The sequence below is a fragment of the Sinomicrobium weinanense genome (assembly GCF_018863395.1).
In the GTDB taxonomy this organism is placed as follows: Bacteria; Bacteroidota; Bacteroidia; order Flavobacteriales; family Flavobacteriaceae; genus Sinomicrobium; species Sinomicrobium weinanense.
In genome coordinates this window covers 296,014-316,438 of record NZ_JAHKRR010000002.1, presented here as the reverse complement: position 1 = coordinate 316,438, position 20,425 = coordinate 296,014, and the positions used below count along the sequence as shown (strand labels likewise).

Sequence of the window (20,425 nt, the reverse complement as noted above, 5' to 3'; positions counted from 1 at the left end):
GTGATCGGTATTCAGTAATCGGTAATCGGTGATCAGTGGTCGGTATTCGATTGATCTTCCTGTTATTGATCGATAAAACACTTCCGATCACTGTTTACTGAATACTGATCACCAAGATTACTTCCTTATAACCTTAACAACCCCATTTTTACTTATCCTGATAATAGAAGACGGCTGGCCGCCTTTTTTATCGCGGTGCAAATTTACTATATAGTCTACACCTTTTAAAATTTCGTCGCTTATTTCCTTATAAGATTGGGGAGTGGGCATTCCGCTGATGTTGGCAGAGGTAGAAACAAGGGGTTTTCCGAATTTCCGGATGAGTTTCCGGCAGAATTCATCGGAAGCTACCCTTATGGCCAATGTATTGTCTTCGGCGACCAGGTTTTTGGCAATGCCGGCAGGGTTGTCATAAACAATGGTGGTGGGTTTGGTGGCAAGGTCTATGATATCGTAAGTTACATCGGCGATTTCGGGGATATATCTTTCCAGCATGGCTACGTCAGATACCAGGCAGATCAATGCTTTGGCATCCGGACGCCTTTTTAATTGATACACTTTGGCCACAGCATCGGCATTGGTGGCGTCGCAGCCTATGCCCCATACCGTATCGGTAGGATAGAGGAGGAGGCCTCCTTCTTTGAGAATGGGGATGGTGTTGTTTATTTCTTCGATCATGTTATTTCTGGTCATGGTGTAGCAACCACAATTTGATATACCGGGTCATTACTCCATAGGAATTTATATACGCATTAAAAAATCCCGGGTAACCGTCCATAAACCCTCTTTTTATAATGTATTCGCTAAAGAAGCGAAATGACGGTTTTATCAGGAAATGAAAAAGGTTGGGTTTCTTCCCTTTGGCAAACTTTTCTTTGGCCTGCAACCAGGCATAGTGGTTCTTTTTGCCTGCAAAATGGTCAAAACCCCTGTATGTATAGTGAAGAGCTTTGTGTTTCAAGACTCCTGTTTTACCATTGACCACAAGGTTTTCATGAACCAGTTTTTGGCCAAATCTGCAATGTTTCCGGTTAAAGAGCAGGGTTTTGGAATCGTTTCTCGCCGTTCCGTATTTCATTTGCTGCCCCATGAACATACGGGTCATGCCTACTTCATAGGCTTCGGAGGGGTTGTCTTTTTTCAGTTCGCCTATGATCTCTTCACGAAGCTCCGGGGAGATGACTTCATCGGCATCGAGAATAAAGATCCAGTCGTTCACGGCTTTGTCTATGGCGTAGTTCTTCTGGCTGGAAAAATCGTCGAAATGTCTTTGGTATATGGTCACCGGGTGTTCCTTTGCAATATCGAGGGTCCGGTCATCACTATAAGAATCGATAATCAGTATTTCATCGGCGAAAGAAGCCGATCTTATAGCTTGTTCTATAAATTCTTCTTCGTTGAGTGTGGGTATGATAATGGTAAGTTTTGCCACTTTCGGGAAAATTTAGTTTAGAATAAAAGCAAAGATATATATCTGTATTTATACTTTTGTCCTTATTTGGATAAATTAGCAGAATGGATAAAATTGCATTTTCTGTAATAATAAGCACGTACAATGCCGAAGCCTGGCTGGAAAAAGTGTTATGGGGCTATAATACTCAGACCTTTAAGGATTTTGAAATGGTCATTGCCGATGACGGCTCCGGATCGGATACCAAGGACCTCCTGGACCGTATGAGCAAAGAGGTCTTTTATCCCATAGTACACGTATGGCAGGAGGACGACGGTTTCCAGAAATCGAGAATACTCAACAAGGCACTGGAAAAATGTTCCGGAGATTACATCGTGATGAGTGATGGCGATTGCATTCCCCGGAATGATTTCCTGGAAGTGCATCAGAGGGATAAGGAAAAAGGCTATTTCCTTTCCGGCGGTTATTTTAAACTTTCCATGCCCATCTCTGAACTGATCTCTAAAGACGATATCAAATCCGGACGTTGCTTTGACCTGAAATGGCTGAAACAGCACGGACTGAAATCTTCCTTTAAGAATAATAAGCTGACATCAAAGGGGGCAAAGGCGAAATTCCTGAATGCAGTAACACCAACGGGAGCTACGTGGAACGGCCATAATTCCTCGGGATGGAAAGATGATATCCTCGCCGTAAACGGTTTTGATGAACGTATGCAATACGGCGGACAGGACCGGGAACTCGGCGAACGTTTGTTTAACTATGGCATTAAAGGGAAACAAATACGATATAGCGCTATTTGTGTACACCTGGATCATGCCAGAGGCTACAAGACACCCGAATCTATTGCCAAGAACAAGGCGATCCGGCAACATACCAGAGATAGCAAAAGTGCGTGGACACCATATGGAATTGTAAAAGGAGAAAAAAATGCCTGAGAATTATAGGATACTTGTCACGGGTGCAGCCGGATTTATCGGTTCTCATACCGCAGAATATTTTGCAAAAGCAGGCCACGAAGTTTATGGCGTGGACAATTTTTCGGATTATTACGATATTGACCTTAAAAAGAGAAATGTAAAAGATATTGAAGCGGCAGGCGTTACTTTTCTGAAAGCTGACCTGACAGGCGGATTACAGGGCAGGCTGTCGGAGAATATGGACTATATATTTCACTATGCTGCCCAACCCGGAATATCTCCGGATGTCTCTCTCAAAGAATATGTACAAAACAACATTTTTGCCACTCAAAACCTCCTGGACTGGGCGAAACAGGAAAGCAGCGGGCTGAAACTGTTTGTCAATATTGCTACATCTTCCATTTACGGAAAAGAAGCTACATTACCCGAAACCGCCCCGCCGGAACCGATCTCTTTTTACGGCACTACAAAACTGGCCGCCGAGCAACTGGTCCTGGGCAGGCAGCGTTCAGACAACTTACCCGCCTGTTCCCTGCGGTTGTATTCGGTGTATGGTCCCAGAGAAAGGCCTGAAAAACTCTATACAAAACTGATCAAGTCCATTTTTGACGGAACCGCTTTTCCGCTTTTCAAAGGAAGTGAAAAACATTCCCGGAGTTTTACCTATGTCGGGGATATTATAAAAGGAGTTTCTGCTGTGATAGGCAGGGAAAACGCCGTTAACGGCCAGATCATCAATATCGGATCGGATAAGGAATACACAACACAGGAAGGGATTGAACTCATAGAAAAAATCATCGGGAAAAAGGCGCAAATAGAAGTCACCCCACCCAGACCAGGGGACCAGCTCCGTACGACTGCCCTTATCGACAAGGCCCGTAAATTGCTGGAATACGATCCGTCCACTTCTTTTGAAGAAGGATTGCGGAAGCAGGTGGAATGGTACAGGGAGAATTTTGTGGGGTAGGAAGTTTTGGAGTTCGGAGTTGTTTAGTTGTTGAGGATGGATGACGGATGACCGGAGACGGGTGTTCTGTTTTATGGAAGGAGACAGATCGTTTGGAGGATCATTCAAAATATAACACAACGTTCTTATAACATAAGAAACCAAAAAAACTCCTCCCTTCAGACGAAGGGAGGTGGGCGGACTTCAGTCCGGTCGGAGGGTTTGAAAGCCCAAGCCACAGGAAAAACACAAAAGTTTAGGGATTATCCCAGGACATGAGCCCGGTTAAACTCCCCGTTCCGCATACCTCCCGACCTTTAGCCGTAATAAGCAATAACAAACACTAAGAACTCCAAAACTCCAGGACTCCAAGACTAAGAACAAAACACTTTAAAAACCTGCCATGAAAGACAACTTTTCTCAACATTCCAAAGCCTATTCGCAATTCCGGCCGGGCTATCCCCCGGAACTCATTACTTACCTGGCTTCTATCGCAAACGGGCACGAATGTATGTGGGACTGCGGAACGGGAAACGGTCAGCTCGCTGTGGCTTTGTCCGGGCATTTCCAAAAAGTGTATGCTACGGATCTGAGTAAAAATCAGATAGCGAATGCCCGGCAGAAAGAAAATGTCATTTATAAAGTAGAAAATGCCGAAAAATCTGGTTTTTCCGATCGACAGTTTGACTTAATTACCGTAGCACAGGCTATTCACTGGTTTAATTTCGATGCTTTTTACAGCGAAGTGAACCGTACATTAAAAGCAGATGGCGCATTTGCCGTAACGGGATATGCTTTGCTTAAAGTAGATGCGGATACGGATCGTGTTGTCCAAAGGCTATACTCAGATATTCTTGGCGGGTATTGGGATAAAGAAAGACGGTATATCGACGAATTGTACCAGACCATTCCGTTCCCTTTCCGGGAAGAAAAGGCCCCGGATTTTAAGAGTGAATACCAATGGACGTCGGAGCAACTCACAGGATATCTGGAAACCTGGTCTGCCATGCGCCACTATATCCGGGAAAACGGGGAAAACCCTGTAGACCTTGTCCGTGACGAGTTAAAAGAAAGCTGGGGAAACCGAGAAAAGAAAAAAGTGACTTTTCCCATGATGCTCCGGGTCGGAATGATATAGTAGCGGTGCAATGCATTGCACCGCTACTAATATTCCGAAGAAAAATGCAGTTTTACCGACGGGTATTTCTGCTGTGCCATTTGTATGGAAAAGGCCGAATCTGCCAGAAATACCAGTTGGCCGTGTTTGTCGGTAGCGAAGAACTTTTGCTTTACCCTTTTAAATTCGGCAAACTCCTCGCTTTTTTCGTCTTCAGGTTCAACCCAGCAGGCCTTGTGTACCGGGAAGTTCTCATAGGTGCACTTGGCCCCGTATTCGTGTTCCAGGCGATACTGGATCACTTCATACTGCAGGGCGCCTACCGTACCGATGACCTTCCGGCCGTTCAGTTCCAGCGTAAACAACTGGGCAACACCTTCGTCCATCAACTGGTCGATCCCCTTGAGCAGTTGTTTGGCTTTCATGGGGTCGGCGTTGTTGATATAGCGGAAATGCTCCGGTGAAAAGCTGGGGATACCTTTAAAGTTGAGGATTTCTCCTTCGGTAAGTGTGTCCCCGATCTTAAAATTTCCCGTATCGTGAAGCCCAACGATGTCTCCGGCATAAGAAATGTCCACGATCTCCTTTTTCTCCGCAAAGAACGCATTGGGACTGGAGAATTTCATTTTTTTGTTGTTCCGTACGTGCAGATAGGGCGTATTTCTTTCAAAAGTACCGGAAACTATTTTTATAAAAGCCAGGCGGTCCCGGTGTTTTGGGTCCATATTGGCGTGGATCTTAAAAACAAAACCGGAAAAGGTCCTTTCATCGGGTTTGACCAGGCGTTCTTCACTTTGTTTCGGCCTGGGAAAGGGCGCTATCTCCACAAAACAGTCCAGCAGTTCGCGTACGCCGAAATTGTTCAGGGCCGATCCGAAAAAGACCGGTTGCTGTGTTCCGCTGAGGTAAGCCTCCCGGTCAAAACCCGGGTAAACACCGTGTACCAGTTCCAGGTTTTCCCGCAGGTCTTCCGCAGCTTTCTTCCCGATGATATTATCCAGTTCAGGGTCCTCAATATTGTCGAAAGCAATGGTTTCCTCGATATTCTTTTTGCTGTCCCCGCTAAAGAGATTGATGTTTTTCTCCCAGAGGTTGTAAATGCCTTTAAAGTCATATCCCATGCCGATAGGGAAGCTGAGCGGAGTAACGGTCAGCCCGAGTTTTTGTTCCACTTCGTCCAGCAGGTCAAAAGCATCTTTTCCTTCCCGGTCGAGCTTGTTGATAAAAACGATCATGGGAATGTTGCGCATACGGCATACTTCCACCAGTTTTTCCGTCTGTTCCTCCACACCTTTTGCTACGTCGATGACCACAATAACGCTGTCTACCGCGGTGAGTGTCCGGAAAGTATCTTCCGCAAAGTCCTTGTGCCCCGGAGTGTCGAGTATGTTTATTTTTTTGTCCTTATAGTTAAAGGCCAGTACGGAAGTGGCTACCGATATCCCCCGCTGGCGTTCGATCTCCATAAAGTCGCTCGTAGCCCCTTTCTTGATCTTGTTGCTCTTTACGGCGCCGGCTTCCTGTATGGCCCCCCCGAAGAGCAGCAGTTTTTCCGTAAGCGTGGTTTTTCCCGCATCGGGGTGCGATATGATACCAAAAGTCCTCCTTTTACTGATCTCCTGAACTAAATCCATAAATTTCTGTATTGCGGTTGCAAAAATAGTAAACTGGTTTGAACTTTTGTTTTTTGAAGAGGAGTTGTTTGGTTTAAAGTTACAAGTTAATTTGTAGCTGGCAACCCGCAACCTGTCCTTCGGCTTGGCTTAGGAACCCGCAACCTGCAACCTGTAACCTGCAACTAAACCTCCCACCCTCTAAAACTCTAATTCCCCGTAGTTTATTCTGTCGTCCCTTTTCGTTTTGACTTTTTCGACTATAAAAAACCTCTTACATCAATCGCGAATTGAAACTTTCGTAGTATATTAGTGGGTAAAATATGTCTTTTGGAGAATATTTGCCGCTATCCGTCTTATTCCGAAAGATAAAATGAGAAGTTATGAGGAAACTATTACTACTGTTATCTTTTTTGGGAATAACTATTGCTTATGGTCAGCAAAGAAGTACTGCCGATAGGTATTTTGAAAAACTGGCCTATGTGAAATCTGCAGCATTGTACAGGAACATGGTAAAGAAGGGCGATTCCTCTATGCATGTACTGAGCCGTCTGGGCGATTCCTATTATTACAATACCGATATGAAGGAAGCTGAGAACTGGTATGGTATATTGATATCCAAATACGAACAGGAAGTAGAACCCGATTATCTTTTTCGCTATGCGCAGGCATTAAAGGGAAACCAGAAATATGACGAGGCCGTAAAATGGATGAAAGTATCGGCCGAAAGGGGAGGAAGCGACCCGGAAATACTCAAACTCCTGGAAGAAGGAGACTATTATACCCGGCTTACCAACCCCAGGGCTAAACTTTTTGGCCATGTGCACAACCTGGCCATAAACACGGAATACTCTGATTTCGGTGGATTTATTTTAGATGACAGGTTCTATTTTGCATCGACCCGGCCTTCCGCCGGCAGGAATAAAATATATGACTGGAACAAACAGCCTTTTTTGAATATTTATACCGGGCACAGGATAGGGAATGAGGTAGACGAGGTAAAGAAACTCGATGGAAAAGTAAACACAAAATATCACGAAGCCACATTGGCCATTACTTCAGATGGTAAAACCATGTATTTTACCCGGGATAATGCAGACAACGGGAAAAAATCCGAAGAAGATGAAGAGGGCACGGTCCACTTGCAATTGTATAAAGCCACTCTTGATGATGCCGGGAAATGGGATAATATTACGGCACTTCCCTTTAACGATGTCAGTTATTCCGTTGGACATCCGGCACTGAGCCCGGATGAGAAAAAACTGTATTTTGTGTCCGATATGCCCGGAGGTTATGGTGTGACCGATATTTATGTTGTGGATATTTATGACGATGGCAGTTATGGAACACCGCAAAACCTGGGAAATACCATAAATACAAGAGGAAGGGAGATGTTTCCGTTCATGGATAAGAACGGGGTACTCTACTTTTCGTCCAACGGCCATCCCGGCCTGGGCGGACTGGATATTGTAAAAAGTGAACTGCGAAACGGGCAGTTTGGCAATGTGACCAATCCCGGCGTACCGATCAACAGTGCCCTGGATGATTTTGCCTTTATGATAAATGAAGATAATACCGAAGGTTATCTGTCCTCTAACAGGCTGGGAGGCCAGGGTGATGATGATATTTATCATTTTACGGCCAGGGATTGTAATGTGATCATAAGCGGAAAAGTTACGGACATCAGGACGGAAGAGCCTCTGGTAGAGGCTTCGGTCCGTCTTATAGAACCGGGCGGCGGAGTAGTGGCCCATGTGCTGACGGATGTAGACGGCATGTACAAACTTACTGGAGATTGCCTGGATGCCTCCTACACCGTGGTGGCTGAAATGGAAGATTACCGCTCAAATCAGAAAGAGGTAGATGTAAAAGGAAAAGAAGAAGCAAAAGTAAACCTGCCCCTTACACCACTCATCATTGAAGATGAAATTGTAATAAAACCCATATATTTCGATTACGACAAGTGGGATATCCGCTCCGATGCCGAATACGAACTGGAACATATTGTAAGCGTCATGAACGCTCATCCCGAAATGATTATCAAAATAGAATCGCATACCGATTCACGGGGAAATGATGCCTATAACGAAAAACTTTCGGATCACAGGGCCAAAGCTACCCGCGATTATCTCTATTCCAGGGGTATTGCAAAAGACCGTATAGAAAGCGCTATCGGCTACGGTGAAAAAAAACTGCTCAACCACTGTGCTAACGGTGTGGATTGTACCGAAGAAGAACACCAGCTCAACAGGAGGTCGGCTTTTATCATTGTTAACAAGGAATAAGCTATTATGCCAGCCTGTTATTTCGTTTGTTCGACATAAAAAATCATATTTTTAAATTATCTTTTTAATTTGAATATATATTAAAATAACTTCCGGAATATAGTGTACTTTTAACAAAAATGCATTTTACCGTTAATATCTGCGATTGATCTAAAATTTGTAAGGTTTTAATCCCAATACTACTAACAGGGAAATAAGGTTATAATTTTGATCTGAGCCGGTGCTCGTCTACATCCAATAACCTAAACCATTTAAGCAATGACAGAGATCAATGAAAACACACTTCTTTCAGGTGTAAAAGGAGGCCCTGACGGCTCCCGACCTACAATACTGGTCATCGAAGACAATCTTATGATGTTGCGAACCCTTACCCTGATCCTTAATAAGCAAGGCTACAAGGTGGTAGAGGCGCGTAATGGGAAGGAGGCCCTTATGGCCCTGAAAGAACAGCATTACGACCTGGTACTCACGGACCTGATGCTCCCTTATGCCAATGGTTACGAAATTATAGGCAAACTCAAGGAAAATATCGAACAACGTCAGATCCCGGTGATCATTCTGTCTGCCGTACATGATGAAGAAGCCGTGCTGGATGGTTTTGGAATCGGAGCGGATGATTATGTCAAAAAGCCTTTTACCCCGGGAGAGCTCCTGTCGCGGGTAAGCCGGCTTATCGATAAATAAGTAAGTGTTCCGGAAAGCAGATATTATGAAGATAAATTTAGGATAGGGAGGGCTTATGGACAAAATTTTCAACGACTATTTTCAATGGCCCGTATTTATAAAATTAGCCGCTGCGGTTTCGGTAATAGCCGTTATTGGAGGAGGATTGGTATACCTTTTTATATTGTTATGGAGGAGGAAAGGATATATCAACGACAGGAAAAAAGCAAGGTTGCTGCCCGAAATGCGCGAACTTATTGTAAAACATGTGATCCTGGCAAAAGGCGATGTCCCCCTGGAAGCGGTAACCTTTCCTCTTGATGACTTCCGGAAACTGGGTATCCGTAAAGCAGATGTCCGACGGTTTTTTGTCGAAGAACTCATGGAATACAGGAGGAATTTTTCGGGTAGACCGAGACAGTTACTAACCCGTTTGTACACAGACCTTGGCCTGCATCACATTACAGAAAAAAATCTTACCTGTAAAAGAACTCAGGGGATCATTTCGGCCCTGAATGAGTTGATCTCCATGGGAGTACCGGTAAACGAAGATAAAGTGTTGCCACTGCTCGACCACGAAAACCGCTACGTAAGAGAAGGAGCAAGGTGTTATTTCGTAAAACTTTCTGAAGACCGGCCGTTCTTTTTCCTTGAAAAAATATCCACCCCATTGCTGTATTGGGAACAAATTGAAATGTTCCGCATTATTACCCAGAGAAAAGATGTGGAAATACCTGATTTTTCCCGCTGGATTTCTTCGGAATACCATCCTTCTGTTATTTCTTTCTGCCTAAAGCTGGCAGTGTATTACCAGCAGTTCGAAACGGGACCTGCCATGATGAAGCTGCTGGATACAGAAAACGAAAAACTCCGGGCAAGGCTTATCAATGCCCTGGGAAAATTGATGGTCGAAAAAGCCGAAAGCCGCCTCGTTGCCATGTACTGCGATCAGCCCTGGAGCTGTAAGCAGGAGATACTGAAGGCATTGGGGAGAATAGGAAGCGGAAATTCGCTGGTTTTTCTCCGTGATAAGTTCGAAACAGAACAGGAGATCCCTCTTGTAAAACACGCTGCTAAATCTATTGTAAACCACCGTGCACTTTCCGAAAACCTGTTAAGGGAAATGCAGGCAGGCGCCGTCGGACTCAAACATACCGTTTTGCAACACGCGGCCAATCCCCTGATCAAATATTAGTTCCGGTTCCGTAAGAAGCGCAACCAAAGATGTGCTCATGGAGCATAATACCTGATGGAGACCTGCAAGGTATATATGTCCCTGTATGTTTCCCGGTAAACTCCTCTATGAGGATAGTGAAAGAGAATGATCCCGGGGCTCCGGAAAATAAAGGAACAGGGCTTTAATGCCTTGTAAATTAATAAGATATTATGGAAGAATCGATCTGGTATTATACGATAAGGTTTTATGAAGGGGCTATTTTCATATACTGTATAACCATATTTTCCCTGTATGCCGTGCTCACGATACTGTCTGCCCGGAACATCCGTAAAAATATTCGTTTAAACAGCTTCAGGAAAAGGGAGATACTGGTAGAGTCTCCTTTAACTCCTGGAATATCGGTAATAGCCCCGGCCTATAATGAGGCCGCTACCATTATAGACAATGTCCGTTCCCTGTTGACGCTGAACTATCCCCGGTTTGAGGTGATCATAGTAAACGACGGAAGTACGGACGATACTTTGAAAAAACTCATTTCCGAGTTCCGGCTCACCGAGATCGATTTTGCTTATGATTCCCGCCTGCCGTCAAAACCCGTGAAACGCTTTTTCAAATCTACCGATAAGGCCTACAAGAAATTGCTGGTTATAGATAAGGAAAACGGAAAATCCAAGGCCGATGCCGTGAATGCAGGGATCAATGCCGCAGCCTTTCCGTACTTTCTCAATACAGATGTGGATTGTATCCTGGACAATGATGCCCTGTTGTTTTTGATCCAGCCATTCTTGGATGAAGAAAAACGGGTTATCGCTGCGGGGGCCCCTTTGCGGATTGCCAATTCCTGCGAAGTGGATGCAGGGATGCTTACCCGTGTAAGGCCGCCCCGGGCATTATTGCCCCGGTTCCAGGAAATGGAATATGTGCGCTCCTTTATTATGGGAAAAATGGGGTGGTCGGCCATTAATGCGGTTCCGAATGTGTCGGGCGGCTTAGGGCTTTTTGATAAAGAGATCGCCGTTCAGGCCGGGGGATACGATTCCAGGTCCTTTGCCGAAGATATGGACATCCTGGTGCGAATGGGAAAATATATGTGCGAAACCAAAGAGGATTATGCCATTCGGTATATCCCGCAGACGCTGTGCTGGACCGAAGCCCCGCATACCTTAAAAGTGTTTACCCGCCAGCGGGTTCGATGGGGGCGGGGTCTTGTGCAGTTATTTGCCGTACACCGCAATGTATTGTTCAATCCCAAATATAAAAAACTGGGACTGGTGATATTCCCCTATAATTTTTTCTTTGAACTGCTGGCCCCGGTCGTAGAAATTGTGGGAATATTACTCTACATCTACTTTATTGTCATGGGGATGGTAAACTGGCCTTTTGCCATTATCCTCCTGATCTTTGTGTATACCTACTCCATACTCATATCCTCCATAGCTGTTTTGTGGGACCAGTATACTTTCCGTCACTACAAGAGCTGGAAGGAAGTACTGGGGATGTGCAGTATGGCGTTTTTCGAGCCCTTTTTGTACCACCCCCTCATATTGTTCAGTTCCATAAAAGGATACCTTAATCATTTGCTGGGAAGAAAACATAAATGGGGCAATATGCAGCGCCGGGGCTTCAAAAGGCAGGCCGCATAGATAAGGCCCGATACCAGCCCGGAAAAACGAATGAAGAAGAAAAAATAGTAGATAACGGATGAAACACCTATGATGAAGTTTCCTTTAACACAAATAAGCATAAATATGGGTGTTCCATGTGACCGTTGAAAAGCAAATAAAAAATATACACGTGAAATATATAGTTGTAATAACCCTGCTTTGTTTCCATGTTGCCGTAGCACAGCAAAAAAGTGGATTGTCTTCGGACCAACTGTTGCAGATGGCCCTGGAGGAAACCCGTGAAAACCGGGACTACGAAAAAGCCATAGAACTCTGTCGGAAAGGCCTGGAGCTGAGCCCGGACTACATAGACATTCACTTGCTCCTCGGAAGGCTGTACACGCTTACCGGAAAGCCCGGTGAAGCAGAAAACCGGTTTGCTTACGTACTTGCTGAAGATCCCCGTCATATTCCCGCTCTGAAAGGATTGGCTGCCCTCTATACGGGCCAGGAAAAATATACGAAGGCCATAGCCCTCTACGATAAACTGTTGGATCAGGACCCGGACAACCAGGTATACCGCTTTAAAAAATCGGGACTGCTCGAAGCCGGAGGTGATTATGCGGCAGCAGCAGCGTTGAGCAAACAGCTTATGGACACCTATAAGGACAGTGCAAAATACAGGAAGGTATATATCTACCAGCGATTGCTTCAGGCTAAAGAACAGGAAAAGGAAGGGCAATGGACGGAGGCCCTGGAAACCTACAAGGAGGTTAATAGCGTTTCCCCGGTAAACACGGACGCCCTGAAAGGATTGGCTGCTATTTATACGAAACGAAAGGAATATTCAAAAGCTGTAACTTTTTACGATAAACTGCTGGACCAGGACCCGGACAATCAGGTCTATCTCTTTAAAAAATCAGGCCTGCTTGAAGCCGGAGGTAATTATGCAGCAGCAGCGGCGTTGAGCCAACAACTCATGGACACCTATAAGGACAGTGCAAAATACAGGGAGGTATATGTCTACCAGCGATTGCTCCAGGCTAAAGAACAGGAAAAGGAAGAACAGTGGGCGGAGGCCCTGGCAACCTACGGGAAAGTCTATGAAGTCTCCCCCGGAGATACCGTGGCCCTTAAAGGGCTGGTAGGCGGATATAACAGAAAAGAACAATACGACTCCGTATTGAAATACTCCGATAAAGCCCTGAATGTATACCCGGAAAATGCCTGGTTCCTGAGGCAAAAGACCGGAACGCTGGAAAAAATGGAACATTACAAAGAAGCCATAGCCAGTGCAAAACAATACGATGCCCTGTACCCGGAAGAAAAGAGGTATGCGGAATATACAGGAGCACTTCGCAGAAAAGCATCGAAAAATCAGCTGGGAGTGATCCATTTGCAGTCTTTTTTCGACAATGGTACACGGACCTCAAACATCACCTCGCTGCAATACATGCGTTATTTTCAGGGAGGAACAACCCTAACGGGCCGCCTGAACTATGCCAACAGGCAGTCCGGTGACGGGTTCCAGGCCGAACTGGAGTCCTATTATATGCACAGCAAAAAATATTATTCTTACATCCTTGCCGGGTGGTCAGACAGTGAGGTATTTCCGCAATGGAGGCTGGGATATTCCCTGTATCGCAACTTTAACAAAGGCTGGGAAGGGGAACTCGGAATGAGGTACCTGCGTTCCGAAGGCATAAACACCTATTCCGGGACCTGGTCTGTTGGAAAATATTTCGGGAATAACTGGCTTAATTTAAGGGGGTATCTCATAAAGGATGACGATGACTGGCATCAGGCCTATATCCTCACAGGGCGGCATTACCTCAATGAAAAAAAGGACCATATAGCCCTGATCCTCGGGACCGGGACCTCACCGGACGACCGTAACCGGAACTTCCAGTACAATACCCTGGGAAGTTTTATTTCCCAATCCGTAGGGGCGGGGTACCAGAAAACCCTGGGGCACCTGACCACCCTGTCGCTCTATGCCGTCTGGAATCACCAGAAAATAGGGGACAGCCGCTACCTGAACCAGTATGATGTGTATATATCCCTGTTCCGAAATTTTTAATAGCTCTGCCTGCAACAAAGGATTTGTCTTATGAAATTCCTTCTCATATATCCGTCGCCAGTCAGAATACCCCTGTTTCTTTTATGTGTTATGACCGTGCAGCAAACATACTCTCAAGACTTGGTCCTTGCAGAGAATGGAAGGTCCGCTTATACCATCCTTATCCCGGAAAATCCTTCAAAGCTGGAAAAGAGATCGGCCGAAGTACTTCAGGATTATTTTTACAGGGTCACCGGGGTCAGCCTTGTCGTACAAAAGGAAAGAGAAACGGGCAGGTCCCGGGTTATAAGCATCGGGAATACCGGATTTGCAGGAGAAACAGAACTGAAAAAGCCCCGGCAGGAAAGTTTTCGTATTACCGCAAAGGCCGGGGATCTTGTCATAAAAGGCGGATCGGGGCAAGGCTTGCTGTACGGGGTCTATACCTTAGTAGAAAAATTCCTGGGATGCCGGAAGTGGTACGCAGGCGAACCTCCGTATGTTCCTGAAAGAAAAAGACTCACAATCCCCGCAGATACGGAGGTAGAAGAAGCCCCGGCCTTTGTGTTCAGGGAAGTGTACTTTCCGGGCTCATGGGACGATGAATACCTGGCATGGCATAAACTGCACCGTTTTACAGACCTGTGGGGGATCTGGGGGCATTCCTTCGAAAAGCTGGTGCCTTCATCAGCCTATTTTAAGGACCACCCGGAATATTATGCCCTGGTCAACGGGGAACGAAAACCCGTGCAACTCTGCCTGAGCAATGAAGATGTACTGGAGATCACCGTGAACAGGCTTAAGAAAACCATGGAGCAAAAGCCGTATGCCATTTACTGGTCCGTAAGCCCGAATGACGACATAGGCTATTGCGAATGCGACCGTTGCCGTGCCGTGGATGAGCATGAGGGCGGGCCGCAGGGCTCTCTGATCCGGTTTGTGAACAGGGTGGCCAGGCGTTTTCCCGACAAAATATTCACCACGCTGGCCTATACTTATAGTGCCCGGCCACCCCTGCATACGGCTCCTGCAGACAATGTGTATATCATGTTGAGCAGTATTGATGCATACAGGACAGAAGCCCTTTCCGTTGAAAGATCAGCGGCAGGTTTCCGGAATAATTTAAGGGGCTGGAAGCAGAAAACGGGCCATATTATGGTGTGGGATTATTATACCCAGTTTACCAATTACCTGGCTCCTTTTCCTGATATTCCCACACTGGAGCCGAATGTGCAATACCTTTCAGATCAGGAAGTAAAAGGTGTTTTTGCACAAGGCAGTGGAAGCACTTACAGCGATATGGCTGAACTGAAGGGCTACCTGCTGGCCAAACTGCTCTGGAACCCAGGGGCGGATGTGGACAAACTGACCCGTGATTTTTTAAAAGGCTATTACGGACAGGCAGCCCCCCTTGTAGAAAAATACCTCGCGGAAATACGGGCTGATATCGTAAAAGACAAGGTAAACCTGAGTATTTACGGTAACCCGGTAAATGACCATAATACGTATCTGTCTCCCGAAAAAATAGACCGTTACAGCACCCTGATGAACCGGGCGGAAGCGGCTGTGGAAGGAGATTCCGCCCGCCAGGCAAGAGTGCGTAGGCTTCGCCTTACCCATGAATATACCGTATTACAACAAGCCCGCTTGTACGGACTGGAAAAGCACGGGATTTTTGAACATAAAAATGGCCGGTGGAAAGTGAGGGACGGTTTTCCGGAACGGGTAGGCCGTTTTGTGAAAGATTGTGAAGAAGCAGGGGTTGAAGTGCTTTCGGAAGGAGGCCGGAGCCCTGGAGAATATAAAAAGGAGTGGGCGGCTATTTTTAAAGAAGGAGTACGGCCCAACCTGGCCAGGGGAGGAGAGATCACGGAGATAAAATATCCGCCTGCGGAAGAATATCCCGCCAAAGAAAGGAGAACATTGACCGATGGAGTGCCGGGCTATGACGATTTCAGCTATAACTGGCTGTGCTTTTACGGTGTGCCGATGGAGGTTGTTGTAGACTTAAAAAAGACAAAAAAAGTGCGTTCCGTGGAAATGAATTTCCTGGAAGACCCCAGGCACTGGATATTCCGGCCGGAGACCGTAACAATTTCTGTTTCCCAAGACGGAAAGACATACCGGGACATAAAAATATTGAAAAATGAGAGTCCGGAAGAAAATTATTCCATCCGGATGCTGCCTCACACTTTTTCATTACCAAAAGAAATGCCGGTGCGGTTTATCAAAATAAAGGCCGTTCCTCCTGCAAGCCTGCCTGCCTGGCGCCATCATAACCGGAAAAAACCAATGATCGCCTGCGATGAAGTATGGGTTGAATAAGTCTTGGAGCCCTGGAGTTTTGGAGTTGGGGAGTTACACCCCTCTGCCTGCGGCATCTCCCCTCAAGGGGAGAGAAGTAATCTTTTTAACTCCAAGACTCCGGGACTCTCCAACTCCAAAACTCCCCAACTTTGTACTTTCTGGCTAAAGAACTACATTTGCACAAAATTTTAAACAAGCAAATGGCAACAAACAGAACATTTACCATGATTAAACCCGATGCAGTGGAAAACGGACATATCGGGGCTATTTTAGAAAAGATCACAGCCGCAGGTTTTAAGATCGTAGCTATGAAATACACGCAACTGAGCAGGCGGGATGCTGAAGAGTTTTACGCCATTCACAAGGAGCGCCCTTTCTTTGGTGAGCTGGTAGAATTTATGACCAGGGGGCCGATCGTGGCTGCCGTTCTTGAAAAGGAAAATGCGGTGGACGACTTCAGGGCACTTATAGGAGCTACGAATCCGGCGGAAGCAGCTGAAGGAACTATCCGTAAATTGTATGCTACTTCTATTGGAGAAAATGCCGTACACGGTTCGGACAGCGACGAAAATGCTGCAATAGAGAGCGCATTCCATTTTTCCGGAAGGGAGATATTCTAATTATACTGTCACCCAGAGCCCTTCGACTTTAGTTTATCCTGAGTTTATCGAAGGGCTCGATGTGACAGGATTGTAGTTATCTTAATATCAGGTTTTTTACCAGTTCTTTCCCCAGTTCGTCATTGATCATTTTTATGATCTTCTGTTTTCCGTAACTCAATTCTTCCCGGAGAACAGATGAAGTAAGGCTCACATATAAAGTATCGCCCTTTAACTGTACATCTGAAGTATAGGTGTTGATACCGTTGCCCATGAGCTGTTTCCAGGCTTCCCGGACATCGATCTTGTCCATCCCGGATTGTAGTCTGTTTTGCTCAATAAAGGCTTTTAATCCGTCCGATAATGACATCTGTTCGCCGTATCGTTTTGCCATTGTGATTTTTGTTTCTACCCTTCGACCTTAGTTAACCCCCGATTACAGGATAACAGATTTGTTTTCATTCACCGATCACCAAAATCCACCGGTTCAAATCTTTTGTAAAAGTACTTTAAATTATCTGTATTGCGGAGGATAAGACGATCTTTTGTCGCTTTGATTACGTTTTCCTCCCATTCGCTTAGTGAAGTGCGATACTGAAGGGAAAGTTGTTTGCCCTGTATCGAGAGCTTAAAGTCTTCCTGGTCTTCAGAGGCGTAGAAACTACCGTCCGGTTTGGGGTGCAGTTTTTTCCGGAAGCCGGTACTGTCCTGGCCGACCTCTATATAGTCTACGGTAGTGTTTACGGTATATTCTTTGACCTGCCCGTCCGGTAGTTCCACTTTTTCGATCTCCCAATAGCCGGCGATATTCTGCAGTTGTTCCTCCGGAGGATTTGTAGAACAGCTCCAGGTGGCAAAAACGATAAGGTATAAAATTGCGAAAACAGGCCGTATTCTGAATAAATTCATACTAAATTTTTGAGCATTGAAATCCTAAAGTTTAAACATCTTATACGATTGATGTGTATCCCGGACTACTGCTTCCGTCCGGTCTGGATGAGTGTCGCTGATGAACAGTTGCCCGAAATTTTCGTCCATGAGCTTTACGATCTGGGCCACCCGGTTTTCGTCCAGCTTATCAAAAATATCATCCAGCAGAAGGATGGGCGGTACCTTGGCCTGCTGGCGGATAAAATCAAACTGTGCCAGTTTCAGGGCGATGAGGAAGGATTTTTGCTGTCCCTGGCTTCCGAATTTTTTGATCGGGAACCCTTCGATCTCAAAACTGAGGTCGTCCTTATGTATCCCTGCACTGGTATGCTGCACAGCCTTGTCTTTGTTGACGCTTATCTTGAGCAGTTCGTCCAGCGGCTGCTCCAGGAGCTGGCTGTTATAGGTAATATCTACCTTTTCCCCGTTAGCGGCAATAGACTGGTAACGTTCGCGGAAGATGGGGATAAATTCTTCCAGGAACTGCTTTCTCGCGTTGAACACTTCCGTGCCATGTGTGTGCAACTGGTCGTTGTATATGGAAAGCGTATCGTGGTCGTAGGTATAGTTCAGTGCAAAATATTTCAGCAGCGAATTGCGCTGTACCAGTGCCCTGTTGTAGAGGATAAGGTGGTTAAGGTACTCCTTGTCTGACTGGGAAATGACACTGTCTATAAATTTTCTCCGGGTCTCACTTCCTTCTATGATGAGGTCACGGTCTGCCGGTGAAATGATCACCAGCGGCAGGAGCCCGATGTGGTCCGATAGCTTGTCGTAGGTCTTGCCGTTGCGTTTTATCCCCTTTTTCTGTCCTTTCTTCAGGCTGCAGATCACGTGTTCCGTATGTCCTGTCTTTTCAAATTCCCCGTCAATCACAAAAAAGTCTTCGCCGTGCTTTATGTTTTGCACCGCTATGGGGTTAAAATAACTCTTCCCGAAGGAAAGGTGATAAATGGCATCCAGCACGTTGGTCTTTCCAATACCGTTATGGCCTACAAAACAGTTGATCTTCTCGTCAAATTCAAAATCGCCCGAACCGAAATTCTTATAGTTTATTAAGGATAATTTTTTTAAAAACATGCTTTTTTTTGGTTAATTAGCCAATTGATCAATACGCCAGTGTGCCAATGAGTTAATTTGCCCATGTGTCAAATTGGTCAACGGATAAAAAATTATTCGATGACAATATTGCTAAATTATCAAATAATCACATTGTTTAATGATCTGATTGACCCTGAAAGATGCCTAAACTAATGAAATTTATCGAATAAATAGTCTTTCATATATCAATAAAAATTTTATTTTTGCGGCACAAACATAGTCTTAAGATGGCAACGTACAAGAAACGAGGATACAAACCAAAAAACAAGAAAGAAGAAAAGCAGGCGGACGAAATGGAGAGTACCACGGCCGAAGTGTTCGGTACGCTCGATGAGAGTGCATCCCGTACAGAAGCCTGGGTGGCGAAGAACCAGAAATACATCTTCGGGGGTATCGGGGTTGTGGTTGTGGCAGTGCTCGGTTTTTTGGGGTATCAGGAATTTGTTAAAAAACCAAAGAATATAGAGGCTTCAAACGAGGCGTTCTTTGCACAACAGTTTTTTAACGAAGCGGTAAACAGTACCAATAAGGACTCACTGTATACCCTGGCCCTCAACGGAGCCGAAGGAAAATACGGTTTTCTGGACATCATCGAAAAATATAAAGGGACAGACGCGGCCAACCTGGCAAATTACAGTGCGGGGATGGCCTATCTGAATATGAACAAATACGAAGAGGCGGTTAAATACCTGCAGGATTTCTCCACAGGAAATACGATTCTGGGAGCCCTGGCCAAGGGGGGAATAGCCGATGCCTTTATGCAGCTCGACCAGCCCGATGAGGCCCTGGGGTATTACGAAGAAGCCTTTGCTTTCGGCAAGAACGAATTTACAACACCCAAATTCCTCTTTAAAGCAGGGATCGCAGCCCAGGAACTCAGCCAGAAAGACAAGGCGCTGAAGTACTTTAACCGTATCAAGGACGAATACCCGTCTTCTGAGGAAGGAAGGACAATAGATATTTATATAGGGAAAATAGAAAGCTCTAAATAAGCATGGCTACTGAAAACAGGAATTTATCCCATTACGATAAAACAACGATCCCAAATGCGAAATCCTTTCGGTTTGGGATCGTTGTTTCTGAATGGAACGAAGAGATCACCGAAGGGCTTTTTAACGGGGCCCGCGAGGCTTTGATCGATTGCGGAGCACTCCCTGAAAACATACTTCGCTGGGATGTACCCGGCAGTTTTGAACTTACTTTCGGCTGCAAAAAAATGCTGGAAACGCAAAAGGTGGATGCCGTGATCGCCATAGGAAGCGTTATCCAGGGAGAGACCAAACACTTCGATTTTGTATGCAGCGCCACGGCACAGGGGATTAAGGACCTCAATGTAAAATATGACCGCCCGGTGATCTTCTGTGTGCTTACCGATAACAACATGCAGCAGGCCATAGAACGAAGTGGAGGCAAGCACGGTAATAAAGGGACCGAAGCGGCCATAGCTGCGATAAAAATGACAGCCCTGGGGAGGTAAGGTTTAATGTTCAAAGTTCAAGGTTTTGGTCCCTGAGCAGAGCTGAAGGGAAGGTTCAAGCTGCTGGTTGTCGGATAGAACTTTGATGGACAGTCCCCCTCTGCCTTTGGCATCTCCCCCTTAGGGGGAGAAAATTATCCTTTAAACATTATTATTTGGCTTATTTACAGTTCATTCTGGTAAAGAAAAAGAAAAGATAAAATTCCCCTTTGGGGA

Annotated in this window: 18 protein-coding genes; 12 read left to right on the top strand and 6 right to left on the bottom strand. The window is 45.6% G+C overall.

Going from position 1 to position 20,425, the window contains the following annotated elements; translation table 11 throughout:
- Positions 1-117 precede the first annotated feature (117 nt).
- Entirely contained in the window at positions 118-678 is a 561-nt protein-coding gene (locus KN811_RS06985) for an L-threonylcarbamoyladenylate synthase (protein WP_187965214.1), read from the bottom strand.
- A gap of 1 nt (position 679) precedes the next feature.
- On the bottom strand, positions 680-1,432 hold the full coding sequence (locus tag KN811_RS06980) for a glycosyltransferase (RefSeq protein ID WP_187965184.1): 753 nt from the start codon (positions 1,430-1,432) through the stop codon (positions 680-682).
- Positions 1,433-1,515: 83 nt separating this feature from the next.
- On the opposite strand from KN811_RS06980, the gene KN811_RS06975 reads away from it, so the two are divergent.
- The 3 genes from KN811_RS06975 (at position 1,516) to KN811_RS06965 (ending at position 4,415) form a co-directional block, all read left to right on the top strand.
- The gene (locus KN811_RS06975) at positions 1,516-2,349 is read left to right on the top strand and encodes a glycosyltransferase family 2 protein (protein ID WP_187965185.1); all 834 of its coding nucleotides are present in this window, start codon (positions 1,516-1,518) and stop codon (positions 2,347-2,349) included.
- Complete coding sequence (locus tag KN811_RS06970; protein ID WP_187965186.1) at positions 2,342-3,298, top strand: NAD-dependent epimerase/dehydratase family protein; 957 nt, start codon at positions 2,342-2,344, stop codon at positions 3,296-3,298. Before KN811_RS06975 ends, KN811_RS06970 begins: the two co-directional genes overlap by 8 nt.
- Before the next feature lie 382 nt (positions 3,299-3,680).
- Complete coding sequence (locus tag KN811_RS06965; RefSeq protein ID WP_187965187.1) at positions 3,681-4,415, top strand: class I SAM-dependent methyltransferase; 735 nt, start codon at positions 3,681-3,683, stop codon at positions 4,413-4,415.
- A gap of 26 nt (positions 4,416-4,441) precedes the next feature.
- On the opposite strand, the gene KN811_RS06960 is transcribed toward KN811_RS06965, so the two are convergent.
- Entirely contained in the window at positions 4,442-6,028 is a 1,587-nt protein-coding gene (locus tag KN811_RS06960) for a peptide chain release factor 3 (protein ID WP_187965188.1), read from the bottom strand.
- Between the two features lie 362 nt (positions 6,029-6,390).
- Here KN811_RS06960 and KN811_RS06955 point away from each other — a divergent pair, with 362 nt between their 5' ends.
- The 7 genes from KN811_RS06955 to KN811_RS06925 all read left to right on the top strand — a co-directional run bounded on the left by KN811_RS06955 (position 6,391) and on the right by KN811_RS06925 (position 16,722).
- On the top strand, positions 6,391-8,292 hold the full coding sequence (locus tag KN811_RS06955) for an OmpA family protein (RefSeq protein ID WP_187965189.1): 1,902 nt from the start codon (positions 6,391-6,393) through the stop codon (positions 8,290-8,292).
- 258 nt (positions 8,293-8,550) lie between these two features.
- A complete protein-coding gene (locus KN811_RS06950; RefSeq protein ID WP_187965190.1) occupies positions 8,551-8,976 on the top strand; it encodes a response regulator in 426 nt (141 codons plus the stop codon).
- Between the two features lie 55 nt (positions 8,977-9,031).
- Positions 9,032-10,150, top strand: coding sequence for a HEAT repeat domain-containing protein (locus tag KN811_RS06945; RefSeq protein ID WP_187965191.1), 1,119 nt, complete (start codon positions 9,032-9,034; stop codon positions 10,148-10,150).
- A gap of 191 nt (positions 10,151-10,341) precedes the next feature.
- Positions 10,342-11,775, top strand: coding sequence for a glycosyltransferase family 2 protein (locus KN811_RS06940; RefSeq protein WP_187965192.1), 1,434 nt, complete (start codon positions 10,342-10,344; stop codon positions 11,773-11,775).
- Positions 11,776-11,926: 151 nt separating this feature from the next.
- Positions 11,927-13,816, top strand: a complete 1,890-nt coding sequence (locus KN811_RS06935) for a YaiO family outer membrane beta-barrel protein (RefSeq protein ID WP_187965193.1) — start codon at positions 11,927-11,929, stop codon at positions 13,814-13,816.
- 120 nt (positions 13,817-13,936) lie between these two features.
- Positions 13,937-16,120, top strand: coding sequence for a DUF4838 domain-containing protein (locus KN811_RS06930; protein ID WP_187965194.1), 2,184 nt, complete (start codon positions 13,937-13,939; stop codon positions 16,118-16,120).
- Positions 16,121-16,302: 182 nt separating this feature from the next.
- Positions 16,303-16,722, top strand: a complete 420-nt coding sequence (locus tag KN811_RS06925; RefSeq protein ID WP_187965195.1) for a nucleoside-diphosphate kinase — start codon at positions 16,303-16,305, stop codon at positions 16,720-16,722.
- Between the two features lie 76 nt (positions 16,723-16,798).
- On the opposite strand, the gene KN811_RS06920 is transcribed toward KN811_RS06925, so the two are convergent.
- The 3 genes from KN811_RS06920 to recF all read right to left on the bottom strand — a co-directional run bounded on the left by KN811_RS06920 (position 16,799) and on the right by recF (position 18,711).
- Complete coding sequence (locus KN811_RS06920; protein ID WP_187965196.1) at positions 16,799-17,095, bottom strand: DciA family protein; 297 nt, start codon at positions 17,093-17,095, stop codon at positions 16,799-16,801.
- Positions 17,096-17,163: 68 nt separating this feature from the next.
- Positions 17,164-17,610, bottom strand: coding sequence for a lipocalin family protein (locus KN811_RS06915; RefSeq protein WP_187965197.1), 447 nt, complete (start codon positions 17,608-17,610; stop codon positions 17,164-17,166).
- Positions 17,611-17,634: 24 nt separating this feature from the next.
- The gene (gene recF, locus KN811_RS06910) at positions 17,635-18,711 is read right to left on the bottom strand and encodes a DNA replication/repair protein RecF (RefSeq protein ID WP_187965198.1); all 1,077 of its coding nucleotides are present in this window, start codon (positions 18,709-18,711) and stop codon (positions 17,635-17,637) included.
- A gap of 248 nt (positions 18,712-18,959) precedes the next feature.
- On the opposite strand from recF, the gene KN811_RS06905 reads away from it, so the two are divergent.
- Complete coding sequence (locus tag KN811_RS06905; protein WP_187965199.1) at positions 18,960-19,724, top strand: tetratricopeptide repeat protein; 765 nt, start codon at positions 18,960-18,962, stop codon at positions 19,722-19,724.
- A 2-nt stretch (positions 19,725-19,726) separates the two neighbouring features.
- Complete coding sequence (gene ribH, locus KN811_RS06900; RefSeq protein WP_187965200.1) at positions 19,727-20,209, top strand: 6,7-dimethyl-8-ribityllumazine synthase; 483 nt, start codon at positions 19,727-19,729, stop codon at positions 20,207-20,209.
- The last annotated feature ends 216 nt before the right edge of the window (positions 20,210-20,425 follow it).

Bases quoted from the DNA above. Each gene is read 5' to 3' on its own strand.
- KN811_RS06985 (WP_187965214.1), bottom strand. From the start codon at position 678: ATGATCGAAGAAATAAACAACACCATCCCCATTCTCAAAGAAGGAGGC.
- KN811_RS06975 (WP_187965185.1), top strand. From the start codon at position 1,516: ATGGATAAAATTGCATTTTCTGTAATAATAAGCACGTACAATGCCGAA.
- KN811_RS06970 (WP_187965186.1), top strand. From the start codon at position 2,342: ATGCCTGAGAATTATAGGATACTTGTCACGGGTGCAGCCGGATTTATC.
- KN811_RS06965 (WP_187965187.1), top strand. From the start codon at position 3,681: ATGAAAGACAACTTTTCTCAACATTCCAAAGCCTATTCGCAATTCCGG.
- KN811_RS06960 (WP_187965188.1), bottom strand. From the start codon at position 6,028: ATGGATTTAGTTCAGGAGATCAGTAAAAGGAGGACTTTTGGTATCATA.
- KN811_RS06955 (WP_187965189.1), top strand. From the start codon at position 6,391: ATGAGGAAACTATTACTACTGTTATCTTTTTTGGGAATAACTATTGCT.
- KN811_RS06950 (WP_187965190.1), top strand. From the start codon at position 8,551: ATGACAGAGATCAATGAAAACACACTTCTTTCAGGTGTAAAAGGAGGC.
- KN811_RS06945 (WP_187965191.1), top strand. From the start codon at position 9,032: ATGGACAAAATTTTCAACGACTATTTTCAATGGCCCGTATTTATAAAA.
- KN811_RS06940 (WP_187965192.1), top strand. From the start codon at position 10,342: ATGGAAGAATCGATCTGGTATTATACGATAAGGTTTTATGAAGGGGCT.
- KN811_RS06925 (WP_187965195.1), top strand. From the start codon at position 16,303: ATGGCAACAAACAGAACATTTACCATGATTAAACCCGATGCAGTGGAA.
- KN811_RS06920 (WP_187965196.1), bottom strand. From the start codon at position 17,095: ATGGCAAAACGATACGGCGAACAGATGTCATTATCGGACGGATTAAAA.
- KN811_RS06915 (WP_187965197.1), bottom strand. From the start codon at position 17,610: ATGAATTTATTCAGAATACGGCCTGTTTTCGCAATTTTATACCTTATC.
- recF (WP_187965198.1), bottom strand. From the start codon at position 18,711: ATGTTTTTAAAAAAATTATCCTTAATAAACTATAAGAATTTCGGTTCG.
- KN811_RS06905 (WP_187965199.1), top strand. From the start codon at position 18,960: ATGGCAACGTACAAGAAACGAGGATACAAACCAAAAAACAAGAAAGAA.
- ribH (WP_187965200.1), top strand. From the start codon at position 19,727: ATGGCTACTGAAAACAGGAATTTATCCCATTACGATAAAACAACGATC.